The following is a 21958-nucleotide window of genomic DNA, read 5'->3' on the forward strand; positions in this document are numbered from 1 at the left end:
TGGTGTAAGGGCGCGAGGAGGCGCATCATGACAGTGATGCTCGAACGACCGACGGCCATGGACGTTCCCTCCGGCACAGCCCGCTTTCAAAAGCTGTGCCGCACTCTGCTGAGCATGGAGGTGCCCGACGGTTACCGGGCGGAGATCGTCGGGGGGAACATCGTCATGTCGCCGTGGTCGAAGGGCTACTACCTGCCGGTCATGCAGTCCCTTCGGGCTCAGTCGGGGCCGCATCTGCCGCCCGGGCACACCGTCGACCACGCGCCTTTCCTGTTCGCTTTCCCCGGGGCCGAGCGTGCCTACGGGCCGGATGTGTTCGTCGCGGACATGGCGGCTTTCCGAACCCGGAAGCGATACATCGACGGCGACGCGCTGTCCTTCGTCGCCGAGCCGACGTCCGACTCCACGCGCGAGGTGGACTGGAACGACAGGGTCTAGGTGTACGGCCGCTGCGGTGTGCCGGTGTACCTGCTGCTCGACATGCGCGAGCAGACCGCCACGGTGTTCTGGCGGCCGTCCGAGCGGGGTCACAACGCACGGCTGACCACGCCGTTCGGGGAACCGCTGCGCATCCCCGAGCCTTTCGGCTGCGACCTGGACACCTCGGGGTTCAAGACCTCCGCGGAGGGGGACGGGGAGCCGGACGGCGCAGAGGACTGACCTCCGTCCGCCGGCCGGCCGCGCCGCGGCCTATTCCCCGGGCTCCCCGTCCCCCTCCCGGCTCTCCGCGCCGGACCGGCCGTGTTCCGGCTCCGCCGGACGACCGCCTCGTTCGGTGCCCGCCGTACCGCCGGGGTGCCGGTCCTTCTTCTCTCCCCCGCCCTTCGCCCTGTCCCTCGCCTCGGCGTCCGCCATCTCGGACGGATCGTGGTCGACGCCGTAGGGACCGGAGTAGTCGCTCATGTCCACACCTCCCACGCGGTGGGCCTCCCTGACACGGAGGCCGGGGCGGTGGCGGGTACCCCCGATCCCCGCGCGGACACCCCCGCCGGATCAGCCGCGGCGGCCGTGTCCTCGGCGGTCCCGCCGGTCCCGTACCGCCGCCACCAGCACCGGCACCGCGCTCGCCAGCCCCAGGGGCAGGGCGAGGAGCCAGCCGGGAACGTCCGAGTCCGCTCCGGTGCGCCACGTCACCGCGCAGCCCAGGGCCACGAGCAGGCCGATCAGCGCGTTCGTCAGCAGTACCGCCCTGACGGTCCGCAGCGCCGAGGCCCGGGTGACGGGCCGGTTGACCAGCCCCGAGGTCCGCTCGCCGGGGCGAGCTCGTCGGCAGGGCGGAGACGCAGCGTCGCCGCACGGACGGCCGTCATCATCGCGGTGGCCCCGGCGCAGCGGAAGACGGGAAGGAAGACCGCGCCGACGGACCTGTCCGTCCGGGCGTCGACGCCGCCCGGGCCCACATGCCGCGGCACGCGCTCCGGCAGTTCCGGATGGACCGCGACACCCCGGGCCGTCAGCGTCAGCAGAACGGCCGGGGAGGGCAGCAGCCACGGCCCGGGGAAGCCCGGCCGGTCCGTGTCGCCCACTCCCGCTCCCCCGCCGCCCCGCCCGCCGCACACGGTCCCCGTGTGCCGTGCCGCCCTGACAGGGTAGGCCGGACGGGCATGGCCCGGAGCCCGCGAAATCCGCCGCGCCCGGCCGGTCCGGCATGGTTGACTTCGATCATGCGTCGACAAGGAGGAGCGTCCGTGGTGCACGAGATCGATGAGTCCTTCCTCGCGCTGCCGCTGCGCGCGCTCGCCGACGCGGCGCTCGCGCGGGCCCGGGCGCTGGGGGCCCAGCACGCCGACTTCCGCCTCGAACGGATCCGCAGCGCCTCCTGGCGGCTGCGGGACGCCCGGCCGGCCGGTTCCTCGGACATCACCGACACCGGCTACGCGGTGCGGGTGGTGCACGGCGGCGCCTGGGGGTTCGCCTCGGGCGTGGACATGACGGCGGACGCCGCCGTCCGGGTGGCGGAGCAGGCCGTGGCGATGGCGGAGCTGTCGGCAGGGGTGATCCGGGCCGCGGGCTCCGACGAGCGGGTGGAGCTGGCCGAGGAGCCGGTGCACGGCGAGCGGACCTGGGTCTCGTCCTACGAGACCAACCCGTTCGACGTGCCGGACACGGAGAAGACCGGGCTGCTGGCGCAGTGGAGCGAACGGCTGCTGGCCGCGGAGGGGGTCTCCCACACGGACGCCTCACTGCTGACCGTCCAGGAGAACAAGTTCTACGCGGACACCGCCGGCACCGTCACCACCCAGCAGCGGGTACGTCTCCACCCGGAGCTGACGGCCGTCTCGGTCTCCGACTCCGGCGAGTTCGACTCGATGCGCACCCTGGCCCCGCCGGTGGGGCGGGGCTGGGAGTACCTGACCGGCACCGGCTGGGACTGGGACGGGGAGCTGGCGCGGATCCCGGAGCTGCTGGCCGGCAAGATGCGCGCGCCCGGCGTCGAGCCCGGTACGTACGACCTGGTGATCGACCCCTCCAATCTCTGGCTGACCATCCACGAGTCCGTCGGCCACGCCACCGAGCTGGACCGGGCGCTGGGATACGAGGCGGCGTACGCGGGCACCTCCTTCGCCACCTTCGACAAGCTGGGCACGCTGAAGTACGGCTCGCCGGTCATGAACGTCACCGGCGACCGCACCGCCGAGCACGGGCTGGCCACGATCGGCTACGACGACGAGGGCGTGGCGGCCCAGTCCTGGGACCTGGTGCGGGACGGCGTCCTGGTCGGCTACCAGCTCGACCGGCGGATCGCGAGGCTGACCGGCCTGGGCCGCTCCAACGGCTGCGCCTTCGCCGACTCCCCCGGCCACGTCCCCGTGCAGCGCATGGCGAACGTCTCGCTCCGGCCCGACCCGGACGGGCCGGACACCGAGGAGCTGATCTCCCGGGTGGAGCGGGGCATCTACGTGGTCGGCGACCGCTCCTGGTCGATCGACATGCAGCGCCACAACTTCCAGTTCACCGGGCAGCGCTTCTTCCGGATCGAGAACGGTCGGCTCGCCGGGCAGCTGCGCGACGTGGCCTACCAGGCGACCACCACCGACTTCTGGGGCTCGCTGGAGGCCGTCGGCGGGCCGCGGACGTACGTGCTCGGTGGCGCGTTCAACTGCGGCAAGGCCCAGCCGGGCCAGGTCGCCGCCGTCTCGCACGGCTGTCCCTCCGCGCTCTTCCGCGGCGTCAACATCCTCAACACCGCCCAGGAGGCCGGTCGATGACTGCACTCTCGGTATCTTCGGCGTCCCCCGCCCCGCACGAGGTCGTCGAACGCGCGCTGGAGCTGTCCCGGGCCGACGGCTGTGTGGTCATCGCCGACGAGGAGTCCACCGCCAACCTGCGGTGGGCGGGCAACGCGCTGACCACCAACGGCGTCACCCGGGGCCGCACCCTCACCGTCATCGCGACCGTCGACGGGGCCGAGGGCACGGCCTCGGGGGTGGTCTCCCGCTCGGCCGTCACCGACGCGGACCTCGAGCCGCTGGTACGGGCCGCGGAGCAGGCCGCGCGGTCCGCGGGCCCGGCGGAGGACGCCCAGCCACTGGTGACCGGCGGGCCGGCCGCTCCCGGCTTCACCGAGGCACCGGCCGAGACCTCCTCGGCGGTCTTCGCCTCCTTCGCCCCGGCGCTGGGCGAGTCCTTCGCCCGGGCCCGGGCCGAGGGCCGCGAGCTGTACGGCTTCGCCCACCACCAGATGGTCTCCACCTACCTGGGGACGTCCACCGGGCTGCGGCTCCGGCACGACCAGCCCACCGGCACTCTGGAGATCAACGCCAAGTCCCCGGACCGCAGCCGCTCGGCGTGGGCGGGGCGGGCCACCCGCGACTTCGGTGACGTCGACCCGCAGGCGCTGGACGCCGAGCTGGCGCGGCGCCTGGAATGGGCCGACCGGCAGGTGGAGCTGCCGGCCGGGCGGTACGAGACGCTGCTGCCGCCCAGCGCCGTGGCGGATCTGCTGATCTACCAGCTGTGGTCGTCCGCCGGGCGCGACGCCGCCGAGGGCCGCACGGTGTTCAGCAGGCCCGGGGGCGGTACCCGGGTCGGAGAGCGGCTGTCGGAGCTGCCGTTGACGCTGCGCAGCGACCCGGACGCGCCCGGTCTGGAGGCGGCGCCGTTCGTCATCGCGCACTCCTCCGGGGACGACGCGTCGGTCTTCGACAACGGCCTGCCGCTGGCGGCCACCGACTGGATTCGCGACGGCGAGCTGCGGCAGCTGCTGACCACCCGGCACTCGGCGGGGCTGACGGGTCTGCCGGTGGCACCCGGGATCGACAACCTGATCCTGGACGCGGGCGGCAGCGCCTCGCTGGAGGAGATGGTGGCCGGCGCCGGGCACGACGGTCCCGCCCTGCTGCTGACCTGCCTGTGGTACATCCGCGAGGTCGATCCGGCGACCCTGCTGCTGACCGGGCTGACCCGGGACGGCGTCTACCTGGTGGAGAAGGGCGAGGTCACGGGCGCGGTGAACAACTTCCGGTTCAACGAGTCGCCGGTCGACCTGCTGGGCCGGGCCACCGAGGCCGGACGCAGCGAGCGCACGCTGCCGCGCGAGTGGTCGGACTGGTTCACCCGGGCCGCGATGCCCCCGCTGCGCGTACCCGACTTCAACATGAGCTCCGTCAGCCGGGGGGTGTGAGCGGTACGGACTCCCGCCCGGCCGACTCCCGCGGACGGGACGGGGCCGGCGCGCCCGGTGAGCGCGCCGGCCCCCGTCCTGTCGTCCCGCCGTACGGGGCGGCTTCGCAGCCGCGGCCGGATCCTGCCGGGCGGTGTCAGGCGGTACGCCTGCTGCCTCCCCTGACCTTGGCGTACAGGGGGGTGCCCAGTGCCACGATCAGTACGGCTCCGGCGAGCTGGAGCAGATGCCGGATCCAGTCGATACCCGCGGTGTTCCCCACACCGACCCAGCCGGCCACGGCGTTGCCCAGGATCCCGCCGAGGATTCCGAAGATGGCCGTCAGCCACAGAGGGATGTCCTGCCTGCCCGGCAGGACGGCGCGGGCCAGCACACCCAGTACCAGACCCACGATGATCGCCCACAACCAGCTCATGTCGCCTCCTCGTGCGACGCACGATGTGCCCTGTGCGTTCAGCTTGTGCCGGAGAGCTCCCGTACCGGGTGGTCCGGGAGACCGTCCGGGTGGGAGTCGTCCCTGGCGGTCCGGGTGCCCTCTCCCCGGCCTCGTATGCGGCGCAGCAGGGGCGTAGTGTGGAAAAAGCCGGGAACCCGGCGCGGACGTCCCAGGTTGCCGGCCATATGAGCGGGTGGTGGAGTGTGGTGGAGTCGTGAGGCGCAGGCAGCACGGGCCACAGGTCTTTCAGATCACCGGAGCGCGGCAGGGTCTCGACGAGGACGTACGCGGCCGGCAGCGGCGCTATGTGGCGGCGATGCTGGTGCGTACCGCGGCGGTCCTGCTGACCGTGCTGCTGTGGAACGTGCAGCGTCCGCTCGCCGTGCTCGCCCTGGTGCTCGGGGCGCTCCTGCCCTACGTGGCGGTGGTGGTCGCCAACGCGGGACGGGAGAACGCGCCCCCCACCCCGGCGTCGCTGCTCCCCGCGCCGCCGCGGACGGCGCTGGGGCACACGGCGCACACCGGGTATCCGGAGCCCCCGGAGCCGCGGTCCGACCGGGAGCCGGACGGGCGGGCCCCCGAGCGGGAGGCCGGCGGCGCGGCTCGGGAGACGACGCACCGGCAGGAACCGAGCCGGTCGGGGCCCGAGCGGCGGGAATGAGCCGCTCCGGAGCGCCGGACTTGGGAAACTCCCACCAATCGCGCTGTTCCGGTGCCGGGAGAATGGGTGCACGTGCCATACTGCGTACACGCTCCGCATCCCCCGTCGGAGCGACAGACCGACGCCGGGCGGCTCCCCCCGTGGCTGCCCGGCGTCGTTTTTTCTCACCCCCGGGCCACCCGCCGGGTCCGCCACCGCCTCCCGTGACCGTGTTCTCATGGGACTCGTGACCGATCCCATGAGCGCCCCCGCGTCCGAGAAGAACTCCGGCAGCCACGACAGCCCCGGCGACACGCCGGTCTGCTCCGCCAAGGGGTGCCGGGAACCCGCCGTGTGGGTGCTGGCCTGGAACAACCCGAAGCTGCACACCCCGGAGCGCCGCAAGACCTGGCTGGCCTGCGAGGAGCACCGGGAGTACCTGTCGCGGTTCCTGGGGATGCGCGACTTCCTCAAGGACGTGGTGGCCCTGGACGTCTGGGAGGGCCGGGCGGACGGCGCGGGCCGGGGCGGCTCAGCCGCCGATCGCTGACATCGGGCGGTCGGGCTGGAGGAAGGCGGGGTCGTCCAGTCCGGAGCCCGCCTTCTTCCCCCACATCGCCGTCCTCCACAGCCCGGCGATCTCCTCGTCCTCCGCGCCCGCGCGCAGCGCCCCGCGCAGATCCGACTCCTCCCGGGCGAACAGGCAGGTGCGGACCTGGCCGTCGGCGGTCAGCCGGGTGCGGTCGCAGGCACGGCAGAAGGGCCGGGTGACGGAGGCGATCACACCGACACGGTGCGGACCGCCGTCGACGAGCCAGCGCTCGGCGGGCGCGGACCCCCGGCTGTCCTCCCCCTCGGGGGTGAGGGTGAAGCGGGTGCGCAGCGAGGCCAGGATGTCGCCCGCGGTGACCATGTCCCGGCGCCGCCAGCCGTGCTGGGCGTCGAGCGGCATCTGCTCGATGAACCGCAGCTCGTAGCCGTGCTCGACGGCCCAGGAGAGCAGTTCGGGCGCCTCGGTGTCGTTGACGCCGGGCATCAGCACGGCGTTCACCTTGACCGGGGCGAGTCCCGCCGCGCGGGCCGCCGCCAGACCGCGCAGCACGTCGGCGTGGCGCTTGCGGCGGGTCATCCGTTGGAACACCTCGGGGTCGATGGTGTCGAGGGAGACGTTGACCCGGTCCAGTCCGGCCTCGCGCAGCGCCCCGGCGGTGCGCTCCAGCCCGATGCCGTTGGTGGTCAGTGACAGCTTCGGCCGTGGCTCGAGGGCGGCGCAGCGCTCGACGATGCCCACCAGTCCCGGGCGCAGCAGCGGCTCACCGCCGGTGAAACGCACTTCCCGCACCCCGAGCCGGGTCACGGCTACCGTGACGAGGCGGACGATCTCGTCGTCCGTGAGCAGATCGGGTTTGGCGAGCCACTGGAGCCCTTCCTCGGGCATGCAGTAGGTGCACCGCAGATTGCACCGGTCGGTGAGCGACACGCGCAGATCGGTGGCCACCCGGCCGTAGGTGTCCAGCAGCATGCCGACAGCCCCTCCCACGGTTGGACATCTCCAGGCAGCGTACGCGACGCCCCTGTCATCCGGCGGGCAGCGTACGGCCGGTGTCCCGGTCCGGCGCCGCACGGGCGCGGCGCGGGCGTCCGCCGGCGGGCCCCCGCTCCGGCCGGGGAACGCGCCTGGGGCCGGCGTCGTTCCGGCCACTCGCCTCCTCGCCCCGGCACCGGCGAGCCGCGCCGGCCGGACGGGAGGCCCCGGCGGAGCGGGGGTGCGCCGGAACCGGCCTCGCCGGCAGGCGCCCGCCCCGGAGCGGAGCCCGCCGCTCCGGAGGGCCCGGCCCATTGCCGCCTCGCCGGTGAGGGCGTTAACTTCCATCGTTGTACATCCGCACACCCAAGTCCGCTATGCGGACGCGGAGTTGCGGGTCCCACGTTCCCACAGACATGGAGAATCCATGGCATCGAGACCCTCCCGCCGACGCCGCGCCGTCGCGGTGCCGACCGGACTGGCCGTGGCCGCTTCCCTGGCCCTGCTGCCGGGCGCCGGCACGGCACTGGCGCAGGAGGCGGCGCCCGCGGTCGCGGCACCGGCGGCCGCGGACGGCGAGCAACTGTCGTACGTGGTCAACACCTCCTCCCACCCCGGCACGGTCAGGCGGGTCGAGAGGGCGGTGGCCGGGGCGGGCGGCACGGTCGTCGTCACGCACCGGAAGATCGGCGTGATCGTCGCCCACTCCGCGAACCCGGACTTCGCCGAGGAGATGCGCGGGGTGCGCGGCGTGCGGTCCGCCGGCGCCACCCGCACCGCGCCGCTGCGGCCCGCGGCGACGACCGAGGTGGGCGCTCCCCAGTACGTGTCGCAGGAGGCCGGGACGAGCGCCGCCGAAACGGCCGACGTCCCCGACGCCGAACCGCTGGAGGCCGATCTGTGGGGTCTGCGCTCCATACGCGCGGACGAGGCGAGCAAGGTCAACCCGGGCAGCGGCAAGGTCACCGTCGCGGTCATCGACACCGGGGTCGACGACACCCACCCGGACCTGGCCCCGAACTTCTCGGCGGGCCAGTCCGCGAACTGCGTCGGCGGCGTCGCCGACACCAGCGAGGGCGCCTGGCGGCCGTACACCGCGGACGACTACCACGGCACGCATGTCGCGGGCACCATCGCCGCCGCCCGCAACGGCATCGGCGTGGCGGGGGTCGCGCCGGGGGTGAAGGTCGCCTCCATCAAGGTGAGCGAGCCCGACACCAGCCTCTTCTACCCGGAGGCGGTGATCTGCGCGTTCGTCTTCGCGGCCGACAAGGGCGTGGAGATCACCAACAACAGCTACTACATCGACCCCTACCTCTACAACTGCAAGGACGACCCGGACCAGGGCGCGGTCGTGGAGGCCGTCAACCGGGCCGCCCGCTACGCCGAGCGCAGGGGCACCCTGCACGTCGCCTCGGCCGGCAACTCCAACGACGACCTCGCCGCCGACGAGATCGTCGACGACTCCAGCCCGAACGACACCGAGCCGGTCCCGCGCACCATCGACCCGTCCGAGTGCCTGGACCTGCCCACCCAGCTGCCGGGCGTGGTGACGGTCACCGCGACGGGCGTGCAGGACCTGAAGTCGTACTACTCCAGCTACGGCCACAAGGTCGCCGATGTGGCGGCGCCCGGCGGCGACCGGTTCCAGATCCCGGACACCCCCTCGGGGAACGGCCGGATCCTGTCGACCATGCCGAACGAGTCCTACGCGTTCCTGCAGGGCACCTCGATGGCCAGCCCGCATGTCGCGGGTGTGGCGGCACTGCTCAAGAGCGAGCACCCCTGGGCGAGCCCGGCCGCCCTCCAGTGGATGCTGAAGGCGCAGGCGGACAACCCCGGCTGCCCGGAGTTCTACGACCCGGACGGCAACGGGACCGAGGACTCCACCTGTGAGGGCGGCAGGCACCTCAACGGCTTCTACGGCCACGGCATCGTCGACGCCCTGGACGCCGTCGAGTAACCCGCCGGTCGAGTGGTCCGCGGCGTCGGGCCCGGCCGCCGGAACTCCGGTGGCCGGGCCCGACGCCGCGTCAGCGCTCCGGTGTCCCGTGCGACCAGCGGTGATACGGGGGTGTCAGTTGAGCCCCGTATCCTCTGGGACCATGCTCGAAGACCAGTCGGCCCACCGCCTGCGACCCACGGCGCGGCACGCGGCGCAGCCCAGCACCCCGGCCTGGCCCGTCGAATACCCCGAGAGCTACGCGGTGGTGGACGTGGAGACCACGGGGCTCGCCCGGGACGACCGCATCGTCTCCGCCGCCGTCTACCGGCTGGACGCGCTGGGGGACGTGATCGACCACTGGTACACCCCGGTCAATCCCCAGCGGGATCCGGGACCGACCTGGATACACGGTCTGACGAGCGAGATGCTGGCCGACGCCCCCGTCTTCGCGGAGGTCGCCGAGGAGTTCGCCGAGCGGCTGCGGGGCCGGGTGCTGGTCGCGCACAACGCCGTCTTCGACTGGTCGATGATCGCCCGTGAGTACGCCCGGGCCCGGCTGACGCCCCCCGTACGGCAGCGGCTGTGCACCATCGCCCTGTCCAAGGAGCTGGGCCTGCCCCTGGCCAACCACCGGCTGGAGACCCTCGCCGCGCACTACGGCGTCGTCCAGCGCCGGGCGCACCACGCGCTGGACGACGCCCGGGTGCTGGCCGAGGCGTTCCGGCCGAGTCTGCGCCTGGCCGCCGCCGGCGGCATACGGCTGCCCCTGCTGGCCTGCCAGCCACTGACCGAGTGGACCGACAGCGTCACCGCCCCGGGTGCCCGCGGCGGACGTCCGCGGTCCCCCGCGGGGAGCTGGCGTCCCTCGCGCAGGCGGCCGGCCTGCCCCTATCCCAACCCCGGGCGGTACGAGCCGGGCGGGCCGCTGGTCCAGGGCATGCGAGTGGCGTTCTCCGGCGACACCTCCACCGACCGGGAGCTGCTGGAGGACCGCGCCGTGGAGGCCGGGCTCCATGTCGCGACCAGTGTGTCCCGGCTCACCAGTCTGCTGGTCACCAATGATCCCGACTCCGGCACCTCCAAGACCGTCAAGGCGCGTGCCCACGGCACCCCGGTGATCGACGAGGCCGCCTTCACCCAGCTCCTGCGGGACGTGCTCCCGGCCGCCGAGGCCCCCGCCCCACGGGAGTGACGCCCGGCGGGGTACCGTCGAAACCGTGTCGTCAGTGTCCTCAGACCCACCGGGACCGCCGGGTCCGCCGGCGCCCCCGGAAGCGCCGGAGTCCTCTCCGTACCGCTTCCTGCTCTCCCGGCAGTGGGTGATCCTCGCCCTTGTCGCGCTCCTGCTGATCCCGGCCATGGTCCGGCTGGGCTTCTGGCAGTGGAACCGGCACGAGGAGCGGGTGGCGCGCAACGAGCTGATCGCCGCCAGCCTGGCCGCCGATCCGGTGCCCGTGGACGAGCTGACCGCCCCGGGCCGCGGCCCGGCCGACGGCGACCGGTACCGCCCGGTGACCGCGACCGGCACCTACGACACCCGCGACGAGGTGGTCGTACGGCAGCGGACCGGTGCCGGCAAGCGGATCGGGTACCACGTGCTGACCCCGCTGGTCCGCGCGGACGGCACGGCCGTGCTGGTCAACCGCGGCTGGATCCCGACGGGTGAGGACCTGACGAGGTTCCCCGACGTACCGCCGGCACCCACCGGTGAGGTCACCGTGACCGGGCGGCTGATGCCGGACGAGAGGACGGGCGAGGGGGTCAAGGAGAAGGAGGGGCTGCCGCCCCGCCAGGTGATGCTGATCGACAGCGGACGGCTGGCCCGGGAACTGGACCGGCCGGTCCTGGGCGGTTACCTCGCTCTGGCCGAGACCTCGCCGGAACCGTCGGGCGAGCAGCCCGAACTCCTCCCCGAACCGGACCACAACGGCATCGGCGCGCATCTGGCGTACGCGTTCCAGTGGTGGCTGTTCGCGGCGGCGGTCCCGGTGGGCTGGGTGGTACTGGTCCGCCGCGAGCTCCGGGACCGCGCGGCGGAGGCGGAGCGGGCCGGGAAAGGGGCCGGCGGCGGCCCCGGTGCCGGCTCCGGCGGTGGTCCCCGGAAGGACGCCGAGAGGGGCGGGATCGGCGGGCACCCCGTTCCCTCCCCCACCGGTCCCGCCCCCTCGGCTCTCGGGACGGCGGACCGGCGGGCAGACTGAGCACCATGGATCTCGGACTGCAGGACAGGGTGTATCTCGTCACCGGCGCCACCCGCGGCCTGGGCTTCGCCGCCGCCCGGGAACTCGCCGCCGACGGCGCGAAGGTGATCGTCACCGGCCGCACCGGGGAGTCGGCGGCCGAGGCCGCCGCTCGGCTGGGCGGGGACGCCACCGGCATCGCGGCGGACAACGCCGACCCGGCCGCCGCCGGCCGGCTGGTGGCGGCGGCGTACGAGCGGCACGGCCGGCTCGACGGGGTGCTGATCAGTGTCGGCGGGCCACCCGCCGGCTCCTTCGAGACGATCACCGACGACCAGTGGCGGTCATCGTTCGAGACGGTCTTCCTCGGCGCGGTGCGGCTGGCCCGCACCGCGGCCGGGCGGCTGGGCGAGGGCGGGGTGATCGGCTTCGTGCTGTCCGGCTCGGTGCACGAGCCGGTCGCCGGTCTGACGGTCTCCAACGGGCTGCGGCCCGGGCTGGCGGGCTTCGCCAAGTCGCTCGCGAACGAACTGGGGCCGCGCGGCATCCGGGTCGTCGGGCTGCTGCCGAGCCGTATCGACACCGACCGGGTACGTGAGCTGGACGCGCTCACCGGGGACGCCGAGGCCGCCCGGGAGCGCGGTTCGGCCGCCATCCCGCTGCGCCGCTACGGCACCCCGGAGGAGTTCGGACGGGCGGCGGCCTTCCTCCTCTCCCCCGCCGCCTCCTACCTCACCGGTGTGCTGCTCCCGGTGGACGGCGGCACCCGGCACGGCTTCTGACCCTCAGGTGCCCGCCGGGCGGTCACCCGGTCCCGGCGCGTGTCCCGGCCCCCGGACCGGTCCGGGGGCCGGGACGCGCGCCGTCAGCTCACCCGTCCGGCGCGGTGCCGCGCCGAACGCATCCGGACATCCGCCGAGAGCCTGTCCAGCCCCGCCGAGGTGCGGGCGTGCTCCAGGGGCCCCTCCCGCAGGCCCGCCAGGGTCCCGGCGGGTCCCGCGTGAGCGGCCAGCGCCACCGCGACCCGGGCCCGCACTCCGGTGCGGCGGCGGCCCAGGGTCACTTTGGCCCGCTCCACTCCCGCCATGGTCCCGGCCTCGGCGGCCACCGCGTCCTCCAGGGTCCCCGCCCGGAGCAGGGCCCCGTAGCCGTCGCCGCTGTCGACCAGTACCGTGTCCGCCCGCTGCCGCCGGAGCTGGACCGCCAGCCACCACAGGGCGAGCAGGAGGAGGGCGGCGGGCACACCGATCACCACCAGCCAGCGCCACCAGCCGGCGTCCTGCCACCAGGCCGGGCTCCCGCGGCCGAGCAGCACCTCGTCCGGTCCGCTCCAGAGCCATCCCGAGGGCGGGTCGAGGTTCCAGCGCCGCCACAGGTCGAGGCCGGCCGCCAGCACGGCCAGTCCCAGCGCCAGCAGCACCAGTCCGGCCAGTCCCAGCAGGACCCGGTTCACCGCCTTGAGCATCCGGCCCACCTCACCCTCTCCGCTATTCCTTCTTCGGACGGCGCACCCGGGTCGACAGCCTCGGCCGCCGGGCGAGCCCGAGCAGCCGGACGCCGTCCTCCAGAGTCCGGTCCACGTCTCCCCGCACCTCCTCCAGCGGCCGGAAGTGCGCCCGTACCCGCGTGGTGATCCGGTGCCGTCCGACGCGCACCCGTGCCGACTGCACCCCGGGTACCTCCAGCAGCCGGTCGCGGAGTGTCAGTTCGGCGGCGGACCGCTCCAGCCAGGCGCGTACCCGGACTCCGCCGGTGCCGCTGCCGCGCATCGGCAGCAGTCCGCGCAGTCCGGGGGTGAGCGCCAGGACCAGGAGCCACAGCCCCAGCAGGGCGGTGAGCGCCGCGCCGGCGATCACCCAGAGGTCGTCCAGCGGACGGGCGTCCAGTTCACCGGTGACCTCGCGCCGCCACGGGGCGGCGGACTTGTCGATGCTCGCGGCGACGGCCTCGTACAGCAGTACGGCCGCCACGACGGCCAGGATCAGGGCCAGGACGGCGGCGGGCACCCGCCGGGCGGACCAGAGGCGTCCAGTGGCCCGTCCTCCCCCGCCCCCCTCCGTGCCGTCTCCCGGGCCGTCCGGCGGGGAGGCCGTGGCCGAGGTGTCGGCGGAGGCGTCGGTGGCGGGCCGCTCCTCGCCGTCCTCCGGAGTGGTGCCGGCGGCCTTCCCCGGGGTCGGCGGCTGCCGGGCGGCGTCATGGCTCATCGCGCTCACCGCACCCTTCCGGTGTCCCCGGCGTCGAGCGGCGCCGAGTGCAGCCGTGTCACCTCGACGGTCACCTGCCGGACCGTCATACCGGCCAGTTCCCGCACCCGTGAGACGATCCGGCGCCGCACCGCGCCGCACCGCGCCCCGATGTCACAGGGGTAGGGGAGTTCGACGGCGACCCGCACCCGGGCCTCGCCGTTCAGGCCGTCGCGGTCGGGGGGTCGGTGGACGTCGATCGTCGTCCGCGGGTCCGAGCCCGGGCCGTAGGGCACTCCGGCCACATCCGGTTCGGCCTCCAGCGCCTCGCGGGCGGCCCGTGCGGCGATCCTGGCGACGGCCCGGTCGGCGATTCTCGTCGCTCCCCGCTCTGCGGCCGGCACCAGGGAGACCCCGGCCGTACGGAACTCCTGTGCCACCGGTCACCGCCGCCGTTCGCCGCGGCCGCCGGAACCGAGGAACTGCCCCGGATCCAGATCGCCGTCGAGGAACCGGCCGACGGCCAGGCCGACGGCCCCCAGCACCGCCACCAGCAGAAAGGCCCAGAAACCGCCGAAGTACCCGGCGAAGCCCAGCGCCATGCCGGCAGCCAGACCAACCACGGCCATGCTCATCGTGCGCTCCTTCGCTCATGCTTCGCCGAGCCCCCGCGGCCCGTCGCCCTACTGCAGTCGCGGCCTGTCGGACGACTGCTCCTCCTCGTCCTCCTCGTCGGGCAGCTTGACGTCACCGACCGCGATGTTGACCTCGACGACCTCCAGCCCGGTCATGCGCTCGATCGCGTTGATCACGCTCTCCCGCACATCGGCGGCCACCTCGGTGATCGACACCCCGTACTCGACGACGATGTCCAGGTCGATCGCCGTCTGCACCTCGCCGACCTCGACCTTCACCCCCCGGGTGACAGGCTTGCCGCCGCCGGGGACCCGGTCGCGCACCGCGCCGAAGGTGCGGGCCGCCCCGCTTCCCATGGCGTGGACGCCGTCGACGTCCCGGGCCGCCATACCGGCGATCTTCTCCACCACTCCGTCGGCGATGGTGGTCTTCCCCCGGGCACCCGGGTCGCTCGCGCCGCGCCCTTCACCGAACTGCCTGCCCTTGCCCAGCTCGGCGGACTCCTTGGTGGCACCGGAGGGCCCCGTGCGGTTCTGCTGTGTGGTCTCCGCCATCGTTCTCACCCTTACCTGTGTGAATGGATATTTCCATGCCTTTAGCCACGTTAGGCATGCTTCGATCTCAAGGCCCCGTACGGGTACCGCCAATCGGAGGAAGCATGCGCCCGCAACGGCTCCGATACGGAAAGCTGGCGTCCGGGACGGTACGGGGGAAGTCCCGGGGAAGACGACGGAACAGACACATCGGAGAACACCGGAGAACACCGGAGGACACCGGGAACCGCCGGAGGCACACGGCGGTTCCCGGCGGCCTGCGGGAGAGGAGCGCGGACCCATGGTCGCGGACCAGTTGACCCAGGCCGTACGCCGGCAGCTCGGCCTCGGCCGGCTGCTTCCCCTGGGCGAGGCGGCGGACGGCGCCTGGCTCACGGAACGGGCCGCGGCCGGCGTGCTGCGGCGGGCGGTGGACGGACTGCCGGGGGTGCGGCCCGGCAGACTGCGGCTCGCACCGGCCGGCCCGGACACGGCCGCACCGGCCGTGCCCGCGCCCCCCAGTGCGCTGCCGCCCGGTCCGGTGCGGATCGAGGCGGACTTCGCGGCCGGTGCGGACGAGCCGCTGCCGGTGGCCGCCGAACGGCTGCGCACGGCGCTGGCCGAGGCCGCGGACAGCCGGCTGGGGCTGGCGGTGGCAGCGGTCGACCTGCGGATCACCGGGCTGCTGGAGGGACCGGACGACACCGCCGCACCGGAGGGGGCTCCCGAGGCGGATCCCGGCGACGATTCCCCCGGTGACGGGGACACCACCGGAGCGGAGGCGGCGGAGAGGGAGACGGCGGACACCGCGGAGGCGGCGGGGGGTCCGGAGGCCGCGGTACGCGCCGCCGCGCTGGCCGTCCCGGGCGTGGCACACCTCGCCCCCCTCCTGGGAGGCGCGGCGCGGCCCGTGCGGATCACGGAGACCACCGGCCCCGGGGGCCCCTCCGGCCGCCATGTGCAGATCCAGTTGGCGGTCGCCGGGGGCCACCGCGCCCTCGACGTGGTGCGCGAGGTCCGCGACGCGGTGGCGCGGACGGCGGACGGCGCGCCCGGCCCGGTGACGGTCGCGGTCGTGGTGACGGAGGTGACGGAGGTGACGGAGCCCCCGGAGGCGGCGGATCAGCCGAACGAGCGGTGACGGAGCGTGGCCGGTGACGAGCCGGCGAGACGCCCCGCACCGGCCCCGCCGGGCGTCCGGGGTCAGTCGCCGAGACCGGCCAGCTCGCGCAGCCTGCGGGCCTGGGCCGCGCGTTCGGCCGCGCGCTGCTCGTCGTAGGTGCGCCCGGCCGCGCCGCGCAGCAGCGCCTTGGTCTCGATCACCGCGTCGCGCGGTGCGGCGAGCAGCGCCGCCGCCAGATCGGCGGTGGCCCCGTCGAGTTCGGCGCGGGGCACCACGAGATTGGCCAGACCGGTCCGCTCCGCCTCCTCGGCGTGCACGAACCGGCCCGTGGCGCAGATCTCCAGCGCGCGGGCGTAGCCGACGAGGGCGACGAGCGGATGGGTGCCGGTGAGGTCGGGGACCAGTCCGAGAGCGGTCTCGCGCATGGCGAACCGGACGTCGTCGGCGCACACCCGCAGGTCGCAGGCGAGCGCGAGCTGGAAACCGGCGCCGACGGCATGCCCCTGCACGGCCGCGATGCTCACCAGGTCGTTCCGCCGCCACCAGGTGAAGGCCTCCTGGTAGCCGGCGATGGCCGCGTCGAGCTCGGCGTCGGAACCGCGGGCCAGGTCGACGAAGGACGGCTCGCCCTCGAAGCCCTCCGGGGTGAGCGCCTGCCGGTCCAGGCCGGCGGAGAAGGACGGCCCCTCGGCACGCAGCACGACGACCCGGACGTCACCGGGCAGCAGTCGCCCGGCCTCGGCCAGGGCACGCCACATGGCGAAGGTCTGGGCGTTGCGTTTGGCCGGGCGGTCGAGCGTGACCGTGGCCACGGCACCGTCGACGGCGAGCCGTACGCCGTCCTCGTCGAGCAGGGTCATGAGGACCTCCAGGGGCTTCCACAGTCAAGTGACTGAAGAGTAACCACCCAGCCGGTCGGATGGCCGACCGGGTGGCGCCCCTGGCGGACACCCTGGGTCTCAGGACGTCGTCGTGGTCTTCTTGCCCCGTGTGGCGCCGCCGCGACCGCGCAGGGTCACGCCGGACTCACTGAGCATCCGGTGCACGAATCCGTAGGAACGGCCGGTCTCCTCGGCCAGTGCCCGGATGCTCGCACCGGAGTCGTACTTCTTCTTGAGATCAGCCGCGAGCTTCTCGCGCGCGGCGCCGGTCACCCGGCTGCCCTTCTTCAGAGTCTCGGCCACCCGTGCCTCCTCATGGGAAGTGCGCTCTGGACTCTCATGATCACCCCTTGCCGGTCTTCTGGCCACCCATTCGACAAGGTCCGTACGACGACCTTGGCCTGCGGGCAAGGGGCGGGAACCGCCGGAGTGCCTGATTCCGGTCCGTCGGCACCGGGCACACGACCGGGCGGACACAGGAAGGCGCAGGTCAGCACGGGGGCGGAAAGGGCAAACCAGTGTCGCGGGAGGTCTATGCCACACCGCGCGCGCTCTCGACGTCCGACAGCGCCGCGATACGAGCCGGTCTCACACAGATGATGGATCACGCGTCGGCCGAATGATCCATAAAGATGTGATCAACACGGCCGTCGCGCGCTCAGGCCAGCGCGACGAGGTCCGCGTACTCCTCGCCCCACAGGTCCTCCACCCCGTCCGGCAGCAGGATGATCCGCTCCGGCTGGAGCGCGTCCACCGCGCCCTCGTCGTGCGTGACCAGCACCACCGCGCCCGTGAAGGTGCGCAGGGCGCCCAGGATCTCCTCGCGGCTGGCGGGGTCGAGGTTGTTGGTCGGTTCGTCCAGGAGCAGCACGTTGGCCGAGGAGACCACCAGCGTGGCCAGCGCCAGCCGGGTCTTCTCGCCGCCGGAGAGCACCCTCGCGGGCTTGTCCACGTCGTCGCCGGAGAACAGGAAGGACCCCAGCGTCTTGCGGACCTCGACCAGATCCAGGTCGGGAGCGGCGGAGCGCATGTTCTCCAGGACCGTGCGGTCCGGGTCGAGCGTCTCGTGCTCCTGCGCGTAGTAGCCCAGCTTCAGCCCGTGCCCGGGGACGACCCGGCCGGTGTCGGGCTTCTCCACCCCGGCCAGCAGGCGCAGCAGGGTGGTCTTGCCCGCGCCGTTGAGGCCGAGGATGACCACCCGGGAGCCCTTGTCGATGGCGAGCGATAGATCGGTGAAGATCTCCAGCGAGCCGTAGGACTTGGACAGCTCCTCCGCCATCAGCGGGGTCTTGCCGCAGGGGGCGGGGTCGGGGAAGCGCAGCCTGGCGACCTTGTCGGCCTGCCGCTCCCCTTCCAGCCCGGCCAGCAGCCGCTCGGCGCGGCGGGCCATGTTCTGCGCGGCCACCGTCTTGGTGGCCTTGGCGCGCATCTTGTCGGCCTGGGCGTTGAGCGCGGCGGCCTTCTTCTCGGCGTTGGCCCGCTCGCGCCTGCGCCGCTTCTCGTCCGCCTCCCGCTGGATCAGGTACTGCTTCCAGCCCATGTTGTAGATGTCGATGTGGGAGCGGTTGGCGTCGAGGTAGAAGACCTTGTTGACGACCGTCTCCACGAGGTCGACGTCGTGGGAGATGACCACGAAGCCGCCGCGGTAGGTCTTGAGGAAGTCCCGCAGCCAGGCGATCGAGTCGGCGTCGAGGTGGTTGGTCGGCTCGTCCAGCAGGAGGGTGTCGGCGTCCGAGAAGAGGATGCGGGCCAGCTCGACCCGGCGCCGCTGACCGCCGGAGAGGGTGTGCAGGGGCTGGCCGAGCACACGGTCGGGCAGCCCGAGGCTGGCGGCGATGGTGGCGGCCTCGGCCTCGGCGGCGTAGCCGCCCCTGGTGAGGAACTCCGTCTCCAGCCGCTCGTACTTCTTCATCGCCTTCTCACGGGTGGCACCGCGGCCGTTGGCCATCCGGTCCTCGTTCTCCCGCATCCGGCGCAGCACGGTGTCCAGCCCGCGGGCGGAGAGGATGCGGTCCCGGGCGAGCGCGTCGAGGTCGCCGGTGCGGGGGTCCTGGGGCAGGTAGCCGACCTCGCCGGTGCGGGTGATGGTCCCGGCGGCGGGGGTGCCCTCCCCGGCCAGGCAGCGGGTGAGGGTCGTCTTGCCGGCTCCGTTGCGGCCGACGAGGCCGATGCGGTCGCCCCGGGCGACACGGAAGGAGGCGGACTCGATGAGGACCCGCGCGCCGGCGCGCAGCTCCACTCCGGTGGCGGTGATCACGGAAAGACTCCAGGGCAGGGTGGACGCGCGTACGTCATGGTCAGGGACTTCTCGGGACGGGCGTACGCCGCTAGTGCACGAGGAGGTTCGCCATGCCGCCAGTCTAACGGCGGTACGCAACCCGGTTTCCGCGCCGGGCACGGCCCGGACCGTGACGCACCGCACGGGCACCGCCCCCCGTGCCCGGTGCCGTCCGCCGGCCGGGTGGGGACGGGTGCCGTCACCTCTCGCCGGTGTGGACCTGGAAGGCCGCGCGGCGCACCGCCTTGGCCAGGGCGGGATCGGGATGGGCGGCGGCGAGCGCGACCAGCACCTGGACCGTACGCGGATGGCCGGTGGCCCTGACCTCCTCCAGCAGCGCCGGAACGCTGCCCTGCACGGCGGAGTCCAGATGCTCCACCAGCAGATGCCCCTCACCGTGGTCGGCGACGGCCGCGGCGGTGTCCACCCACAGCCAGGTGGCCTCCTCACGGGTCAGCACCTCCGGGGCCCCGCCCCCCGGCTCCCCGGGGTCGGCGCCCTCGTGCTCGGCGAGCCAGAGCAGGGCGTAGGGACGCAGGGTGGGCTCGGCGGACGCCGCCCGGACGGCGGGTTCGGCGGGAGCGCCGACGACCCGCAGCGCGTCGAAGGCCAGCCCGCGTATGAGGGCGTCCTCCCCGCGGGCGGCGTCCAGCAGTTCGGCGACGGCCGGGGCGGTGGTACGGGCGGCGAGCCAGGCTCGGTACTCGGCACGGGCCTCCCCCGGCGAGAGCCGGGCGCAGCCGCGCAGCATGTCCTCGGCCGGGTGCTCTATGTTCCCGGCGGGGCTCTGGGCGGCCACACAGATCTGCTCCAGCTTCACCCACACCGCCCAGTTGCCCAGCGGGGTGAGCACCGCCTGCCCGGGACGCCCCTCGGCGTCCGCCGCGCAGCGGGTGAGGGCACCGACGGAGGCGAGACCGTCGAGCGCCCAGTCGAGCAGTGCGGGCAGGTCCAGATCGGCGTCCACGGAGGCGGTGTCGGCGGACGCCGTGTCCGGGGCGGCGGCGCCGCGCTCCGCGGGGTCCTTTCCGCGCTCCGCAGAGTCCTTTCCGCGCTCCGCGCGGAGTTCCGCGATCCGCTGCCGCAGCAGGTCCAGCAGGGCCGGCACGGTCACCGGTCCCGAGGACAGATGCATCACGGACAGGAACTGCGGAGCGGCCACCACGACCTCGCCGACCGCCGCCGGACCGGCGTCGGCGGGCGCCGGGTGGGCGAGCGACCAGGCGTCGAAGAGGGCGACCCAGCCGCGCAGCACGGCGGAGTCGTCCCGGTCCCAGGCCCGCAGCCGCCAGCCGGGCAGGGCGGTGTCGCCGTGCAGTTCGATGAGGCCCGCGAGCCGGGCGCGGTCCCACTGGACGGGTACCTGCTCCACCGGCATCCGCAGCTCCGCGGCGGCCCGCTCGGCCGCCGTCGCCGGCGACAGCCCGGTGCGCTCCGCCCAGCGGGCCAGACGTACGGCGTCACCGAGGCAGGCCCGCGCCTGCCGGGCCAGCTGGTCGCGGGGAGGCACCCCCGCCGGGGGCCGGGGCGCGCTCCGCCTGCGGCGCGCGCCCTCTGCTCGGTGCGCGGCGGCGAGAGGCTGACGGGGGACAAGGCGCAGCCGGGTGTCTCGCGGGATACGGGACGTCACGGGAGCAGTGTTGTTGATGACGGCCCGAAAGCCCAAACGCCCGTGTAACGGCCTCATATGAGCACCCCGCGCCCGCGGGGGCGCGAAGGGCTACAGCAGCGGTGTCAGGAAGCGGCGCAACGCCTCCTCGTAGCTCTCCGGGCCGGCGTTCCACATGGCCGCGTGCGGAGCCTGCCGGACGGTGTGGAGCGACACCAGACCGGGGCGCCGTTCGGCCATCTCCCGGGAGAGGTCCCAGGGGGCGATGTCGTCGTCGGGACCGTGCAGAAGCAGGGTGGGAATCCCCGGGTCCGCCGGGCGGGGCAGTTCACCGGAGGACTCCGGACGCGAGCGGGCGCGGCCCTGGGCGGCCCGTACCGCCAGCGGCAGCAGCGGACGGGGGACCCCGCGGCTGCCGGCCAGGGCCCGCAGGGTCGCCCGCCAGTCGAGCACGGGCGAGTCCAGCACCAGCCCCCCGATCCGGTCCCGCAGCGGGGAGTACTCGGCGGTGCGCAGCGCCATGGTGGCCCCGGTGGACCAGCCGTACAGCACGACGCTGCGGGCGCCGTGGTCCAGGGCGTGGCGGACCGCCGAGTCCAGATCCCGCCACTCGGCGCCGCCCAGGTGCCCGATCCCGTCGGACAGCCGGGGCGCCCCGGGATCGCCGCGGTAGGCCGGGACGAGCACCGGGAGGTCCATGGCGTGCAGGAACGGCAGCAGGTTCATGGCGTGCTCGCGGGTGGTGCCCAGCCCGTGCACGGCGATCACCCACACGTCGCGGAGGGCCGGCAGGTACCAGGCCGGCAGCGCGCCGAGCTCGCCGGGCAGGGTCACGTCCGTGTGCTCCAGGCCCAGGGCGGCGCGCGGGTCGCCCAGGTGGAGCTGCGGGGACAGCCGTACCCGGTCGCCGGGGGCGAGCAGGCCCCGGTCGACCCGCTCCAGACGCCGTACGACGGTGTCCGGGGCGGAGGGCACGTCCAGCACGGCGCCGACGACCGCGTGCCGGCCGGGACCGGTGAGGACGTAGGTGCCGGGCCACCGGGAGGCGAGCGAGCGGGTCAGGGTGATCTGTCCCGCGGCGGTGGCGTGGACCGTCAGCGGCGGCCCCTCGAAACCGGCGGGCCGCGCGCGGCCGCCGGGCGGCCTCAGGGCGACGTCGGCCGCGTACCGCCCGGCCGCGACCGCGGCCACGCCGGCACCCAGCATCGTGGTGGCGGCCACGGCCGCCGTTCTGCGCAGGCTCATCCCGTCCAGGATGACGGTGTCACGCCGCCGGGGCCAGTGGGTCGGGTCCGGCGGGTGGGCGGGCCGGGCGCTCCGGGGCCCTCCGCCGCCTCCTCGGCCGCGGTCTCCATGGTGTCCGCG

The 21958-nt window shown here is 74.2% G+C and carries 25 protein-coding genes; 11 read left to right on the plus strand and 14 right to left on the minus strand.

Going from position 1 to position 21958, the window contains the following annotated elements; genetic code table 11:
• Positions 1–27: 27 nt before the first annotated feature.
• The gene (locus tag V1L54_RS19240; RefSeq protein WP_330119294.1) at positions 28–438 is read left to right on the plus strand and encodes a hypothetical protein; all 411 of its coding nucleotides are present in this window, start codon (positions 28–30) and stop codon (positions 436–438) included.
• Positions 439–660 carry a PDDEXK family nuclease gene (locus tag V1L54_RS19245; protein WP_330119295.1) on the plus strand — a complete coding sequence of 74 codons (222 nt, stop codon included), beginning with the start codon at positions 439–441 and terminating at the stop codon, positions 658–660.
• Between the two features lie 30 nt (positions 661–690).
• Here V1L54_RS19245 and V1L54_RS19250 read toward each other — a convergent pair whose 3' ends face one another.
• Positions 691–903 carry a hypothetical protein gene (locus tag V1L54_RS19250; protein ID WP_330119296.1) on the minus strand — a complete coding sequence of 71 codons (213 nt, stop codon included), beginning with the start codon at positions 901–903 and terminating at the stop codon, positions 691–693.
• Positions 904–993: 90 nt separating this feature from the next.
• On the minus strand, positions 994–1134 hold the full coding sequence (locus V1L54_RS19255) for a hypothetical protein (RefSeq protein ID WP_330119297.1): 141 nt from the start codon (positions 1132–1134) through the stop codon (positions 994–996).
• 554 nt (positions 1135–1688) lie between these two features.
• Here V1L54_RS19255 and V1L54_RS19260 point away from each other — a divergent pair.
• Both V1L54_RS19260 and V1L54_RS19265 read left to right on the plus strand, forming a co-directional pair.
• Entirely contained in the window at positions 1689–3209 is a 1521-nt protein-coding gene (locus tag V1L54_RS19260) for a TldD/PmbA family protein (protein ID WP_330119298.1), read from the plus strand.
• Positions 3206–4624 (plus strand): metallopeptidase TldD-related protein, encoded by a 1419-nt coding sequence (locus V1L54_RS19265; RefSeq protein WP_330119299.1) that lies wholly within the window; start codon positions 3206–3208, stop codon positions 4622–4624. Before V1L54_RS19260 ends, V1L54_RS19265 begins: the two co-directional genes overlap by 4 nt.
• Positions 4625–4760: 136 nt before the next feature.
• Here V1L54_RS19265 and V1L54_RS19270 read toward each other — a convergent pair whose 3' ends face one another.
• Positions 4761–5039 (minus strand): GlsB/YeaQ/YmgE family stress response membrane protein, encoded by a 279-nt coding sequence (locus V1L54_RS19270; RefSeq protein ID WP_330119300.1) that lies wholly within the window; start codon positions 5037–5039, stop codon positions 4761–4763.
• A 235-nt stretch (positions 5040–5274) separates the two neighbouring features.
• Between V1L54_RS19270 and V1L54_RS19275 the strand changes: the two genes are divergently transcribed.
• Positions 5275–5721: a DUF3099 domain-containing protein gene (locus V1L54_RS19275; protein ID WP_330119301.1), complete on the plus strand. Its 447-nt coding sequence runs from the start codon at positions 5275–5277 to the stop codon at positions 5719–5721.
• Positions 5722–5959: 238 nt separating this feature from the next.
• Positions 5960–6250, plus strand: a complete 291-nt coding sequence (locus V1L54_RS19280) for a hypothetical protein (protein ID WP_330119401.1) — start codon at positions 5960–5962, stop codon at positions 6248–6250.
• Here the strand turns inward: V1L54_RS19280 and moaA are convergent.
• Positions 6233–7222 carry a GTP 3',8-cyclase MoaA gene (gene moaA / locus V1L54_RS19285; RefSeq protein ID WP_330119402.1) on the minus strand — a complete coding sequence of 330 codons (990 nt, stop codon included), beginning with the start codon at positions 7220–7222 and terminating at the stop codon, positions 6233–6235. The two genes, V1L54_RS19280 and moaA, sit on opposite strands and share 18 nt — an antisense overlap.
• Positions 7223–7652: 430 nt before the next feature.
• Between moaA and V1L54_RS19290 the strand changes: the two genes are divergently transcribed.
• The 4 genes from V1L54_RS19290 to V1L54_RS19305 all read left to right on the plus strand — a co-directional run bounded on the left by V1L54_RS19290 (position 7653) and on the right by V1L54_RS19305 (position 12132).
• Positions 7653–9188: a S8 family peptidase gene (locus V1L54_RS19290; protein WP_330119302.1), complete on the plus strand. Its 1536-nt coding sequence runs from the start codon at positions 7653–7655 to the stop codon at positions 9186–9188.
• A 142-nt stretch (positions 9189–9330) separates the two neighbouring features.
• Positions 9331–10362: a DEDDh family exonuclease gene (locus tag V1L54_RS19295; RefSeq protein ID WP_330119303.1), complete on the plus strand. Its 1032-nt coding sequence runs from the start codon at positions 9331–9333 to the stop codon at positions 10360–10362.
• 109 nt (positions 10363–10471) lie between these two features.
• Positions 10472–11371 (plus strand): SURF1 family cytochrome oxidase biogenesis protein, encoded by a 900-nt coding sequence (locus tag V1L54_RS19300; protein ID WP_330119403.1) that lies wholly within the window; start codon positions 10472–10474, stop codon positions 11369–11371.
• A gap of 5 nt (positions 11372–11376) precedes the next feature.
• Positions 11377–12132, plus strand: coding sequence for an SDR family oxidoreductase (locus V1L54_RS19305; RefSeq protein WP_330119304.1), 756 nt, complete (start codon positions 11377–11379; stop codon positions 12130–12132).
• Between the two features lie 83 nt (positions 12133–12215).
• Here V1L54_RS19305 and amaP read toward each other — a convergent pair whose 3' ends face one another.
• The 5 genes from amaP to V1L54_RS19330 are packed head-to-tail and all read right to left on the minus strand — an operon-like array spanning position 12216 to position 14723.
• Complete coding sequence (gene amaP, locus V1L54_RS19310; protein ID WP_330119305.1) at positions 12216–12815, minus strand: alkaline shock response membrane anchor protein AmaP; 600 nt, start codon at positions 12813–12815, stop codon at positions 12216–12218.
• Positions 12816–12837: 22 nt separating this feature from the next.
• On the minus strand, positions 12838–13554 hold the full coding sequence (locus tag V1L54_RS19315) for a DUF6286 domain-containing protein (RefSeq protein ID WP_330119306.1): 717 nt from the start codon (positions 13552–13554) through the stop codon (positions 12838–12840).
• A gap of 5 nt (positions 13555–13559) precedes the next feature.
• Positions 13560–13973 carry a hypothetical protein gene (locus tag V1L54_RS19320; RefSeq protein WP_330119307.1) on the minus strand — a complete coding sequence of 138 codons (414 nt, stop codon included), beginning with the start codon at positions 13971–13973 and terminating at the stop codon, positions 13560–13562.
• Between the two features lie 3 nt (positions 13974–13976).
• Positions 13977–14168 carry a hypothetical protein gene (locus tag V1L54_RS19325; RefSeq protein ID WP_330119308.1) on the minus strand — a complete coding sequence of 64 codons (192 nt, stop codon included), beginning with the start codon at positions 14166–14168 and terminating at the stop codon, positions 13977–13979.
• A gap of 48 nt (positions 14169–14216) precedes the next feature.
• Positions 14217–14723: an Asp23/Gls24 family envelope stress response protein gene (locus tag V1L54_RS19330; protein ID WP_330119309.1), complete on the minus strand. Its 507-nt coding sequence runs from the start codon at positions 14721–14723 to the stop codon at positions 14217–14219.
• A 280-nt stretch (positions 14724–15003) separates the two neighbouring features.
• Between V1L54_RS19330 and V1L54_RS19335 the strand changes: the two genes are divergently transcribed.
• On the plus strand, positions 15004–15843 hold the full coding sequence (locus V1L54_RS19335; RefSeq protein ID WP_330119310.1) for a nucleopolyhedrovirus P10 family protein: 840 nt from the start codon (positions 15004–15006) through the stop codon (positions 15841–15843).
• 62 nt (positions 15844–15905) lie between these two features.
• Here V1L54_RS19335 and V1L54_RS19340 read toward each other — a convergent pair whose 3' ends face one another.
• From V1L54_RS19340 to V1L54_RS19360, 5 genes are all read right to left on the minus strand, one after another.
• Entirely contained in the window at positions 15906–16685 is a 780-nt protein-coding gene (locus V1L54_RS19340; RefSeq protein WP_330119311.1) for an enoyl-CoA hydratase/isomerase family protein, read from the minus strand.
• 99 nt (positions 16686–16784) lie between these two features.
• On the minus strand, positions 16785–17009 hold the full coding sequence (locus tag V1L54_RS19345) for a helix-turn-helix domain-containing protein (RefSeq protein ID WP_330119312.1): 225 nt from the start codon (positions 17007–17009) through the stop codon (positions 16785–16787).
• A gap of 355 nt (positions 17010–17364) precedes the next feature.
• Positions 17365–18963 (minus strand): ABC-F family ATP-binding cassette domain-containing protein, encoded by a 1599-nt coding sequence (locus tag V1L54_RS19350; protein WP_330119313.1) that lies wholly within the window; start codon positions 18961–18963, stop codon positions 17365–17367.
• A gap of 220 nt (positions 18964–19183) precedes the next feature.
• On the minus strand, positions 19184–20614 hold the full coding sequence (locus tag V1L54_RS19355; protein ID WP_330119314.1) for a hypothetical protein: 1431 nt from the start codon (positions 20612–20614) through the stop codon (positions 19184–19186).
• Between the two features lie 90 nt (positions 20615–20704).
• A complete protein-coding gene (locus V1L54_RS19360; RefSeq protein WP_330119315.1) occupies positions 20705–21838 on the minus strand; it encodes an alpha/beta hydrolase in 1134 nt (377 codons plus the stop codon).
• Positions 21839–21958: the final 120 nt, after the last annotated feature.

The organism is Streptomyces rubellus (assembly GCF_036323805.1).
Taxonomy (GTDB): Bacteria; Actinomycetota; Actinomycetes; order Streptomycetales; family Streptomycetaceae; genus Streptomyces.

What these genes read in the sequence shown, in the direction of transcription:
- V1L54_RS19240 (WP_330119294.1), top strand. Translation starts at nt 28, where the DNA reads ATGACAGTGATGCTCGAACGACCGACGGCCATGGACGTTCCCTCCGGC.
- V1L54_RS19250 (WP_330119296.1), bottom strand. Translation starts at nt 903, where the DNA reads ATGAGCGACTACTCCGGTCCCTACGGCGTCGACCACGATCCGTCCGAG.
- V1L54_RS19360 (WP_330119315.1), bottom strand. Translation starts at nt 21,838, where the DNA reads ATGAGCCTGCGCAGAACGGCGGCCGTGGCCGCCACCACGATGCTGGGT.
- V1L54_RS19340 (WP_330119311.1), bottom strand. Translation starts at nt 16,685, where the DNA reads ATGACCCTGCTCGACGAGGACGGCGTACGGCTCGCCGTCGACGGTGCC.
- V1L54_RS19335 (WP_330119310.1), top strand. Translation starts at nt 15,004, where the DNA reads ATGGTCGCGGACCAGTTGACCCAGGCCGTACGCCGGCAGCTCGGCCTC.
- V1L54_RS19330 (WP_330119309.1), bottom strand. Translation starts at nt 14,723, where the DNA reads ATGGCGGAGACCACACAGCAGAACCGCACGGGGCCCTCCGGTGCCACC.
- V1L54_RS19315 (WP_330119306.1), bottom strand. Translation starts at nt 13,554, where the DNA reads ATGAGCCATGACGCCGCCCGGCAGCCGCCGACCCCGGGGAAGGCCGCC.
- V1L54_RS19305 (WP_330119304.1), top strand. Translation starts at nt 11,377, where the DNA reads ATGGATCTCGGACTGCAGGACAGGGTGTATCTCGTCACCGGCGCCACC.
- V1L54_RS19290 (WP_330119302.1), top strand. Translation starts at nt 7,653, where the DNA reads ATGGCATCGAGACCCTCCCGCCGACGCCGCGCCGTCGCGGTGCCGACC.
- amaP (WP_330119305.1), bottom strand. Translation starts at nt 12,815, where the DNA reads ATGCTCAAGGCGGTGAACCGGGTCCTGCTGGGACTGGCCGGACTGGTG.
- moaA (WP_330119402.1), bottom strand. Translation starts at nt 7,222, where the DNA reads ATGCTGCTGGACACCTACGGCCGGGTGGCCACCGATCTGCGCGTGTCG.
- V1L54_RS19295 (WP_330119303.1), top strand. Translation starts at nt 9,331, where the DNA reads ATGCTCGAAGACCAGTCGGCCCACCGCCTGCGACCCACGGCGCGGCAC.
- V1L54_RS19270 (WP_330119300.1), bottom strand. Translation starts at nt 5,039, where the DNA reads ATGAGCTGGTTGTGGGCGATCATCGTGGGTCTGGTACTGGGTGTGCTG.
- V1L54_RS19325 (WP_330119308.1), bottom strand. Translation starts at nt 14,168, where the DNA reads ATGAGCATGGCCGTGGTTGGTCTGGCTGCCGGCATGGCGCTGGGCTTC.
- V1L54_RS19280 (WP_330119401.1), top strand. Translation starts at nt 5,960, where the DNA reads ATGAGCGCCCCCGCGTCCGAGAAGAACTCCGGCAGCCACGACAGCCCC.
- V1L54_RS19265 (WP_330119299.1), top strand. Translation starts at nt 3,206, where the DNA reads ATGACTGCACTCTCGGTATCTTCGGCGTCCCCCGCCCCGCACGAGGTC.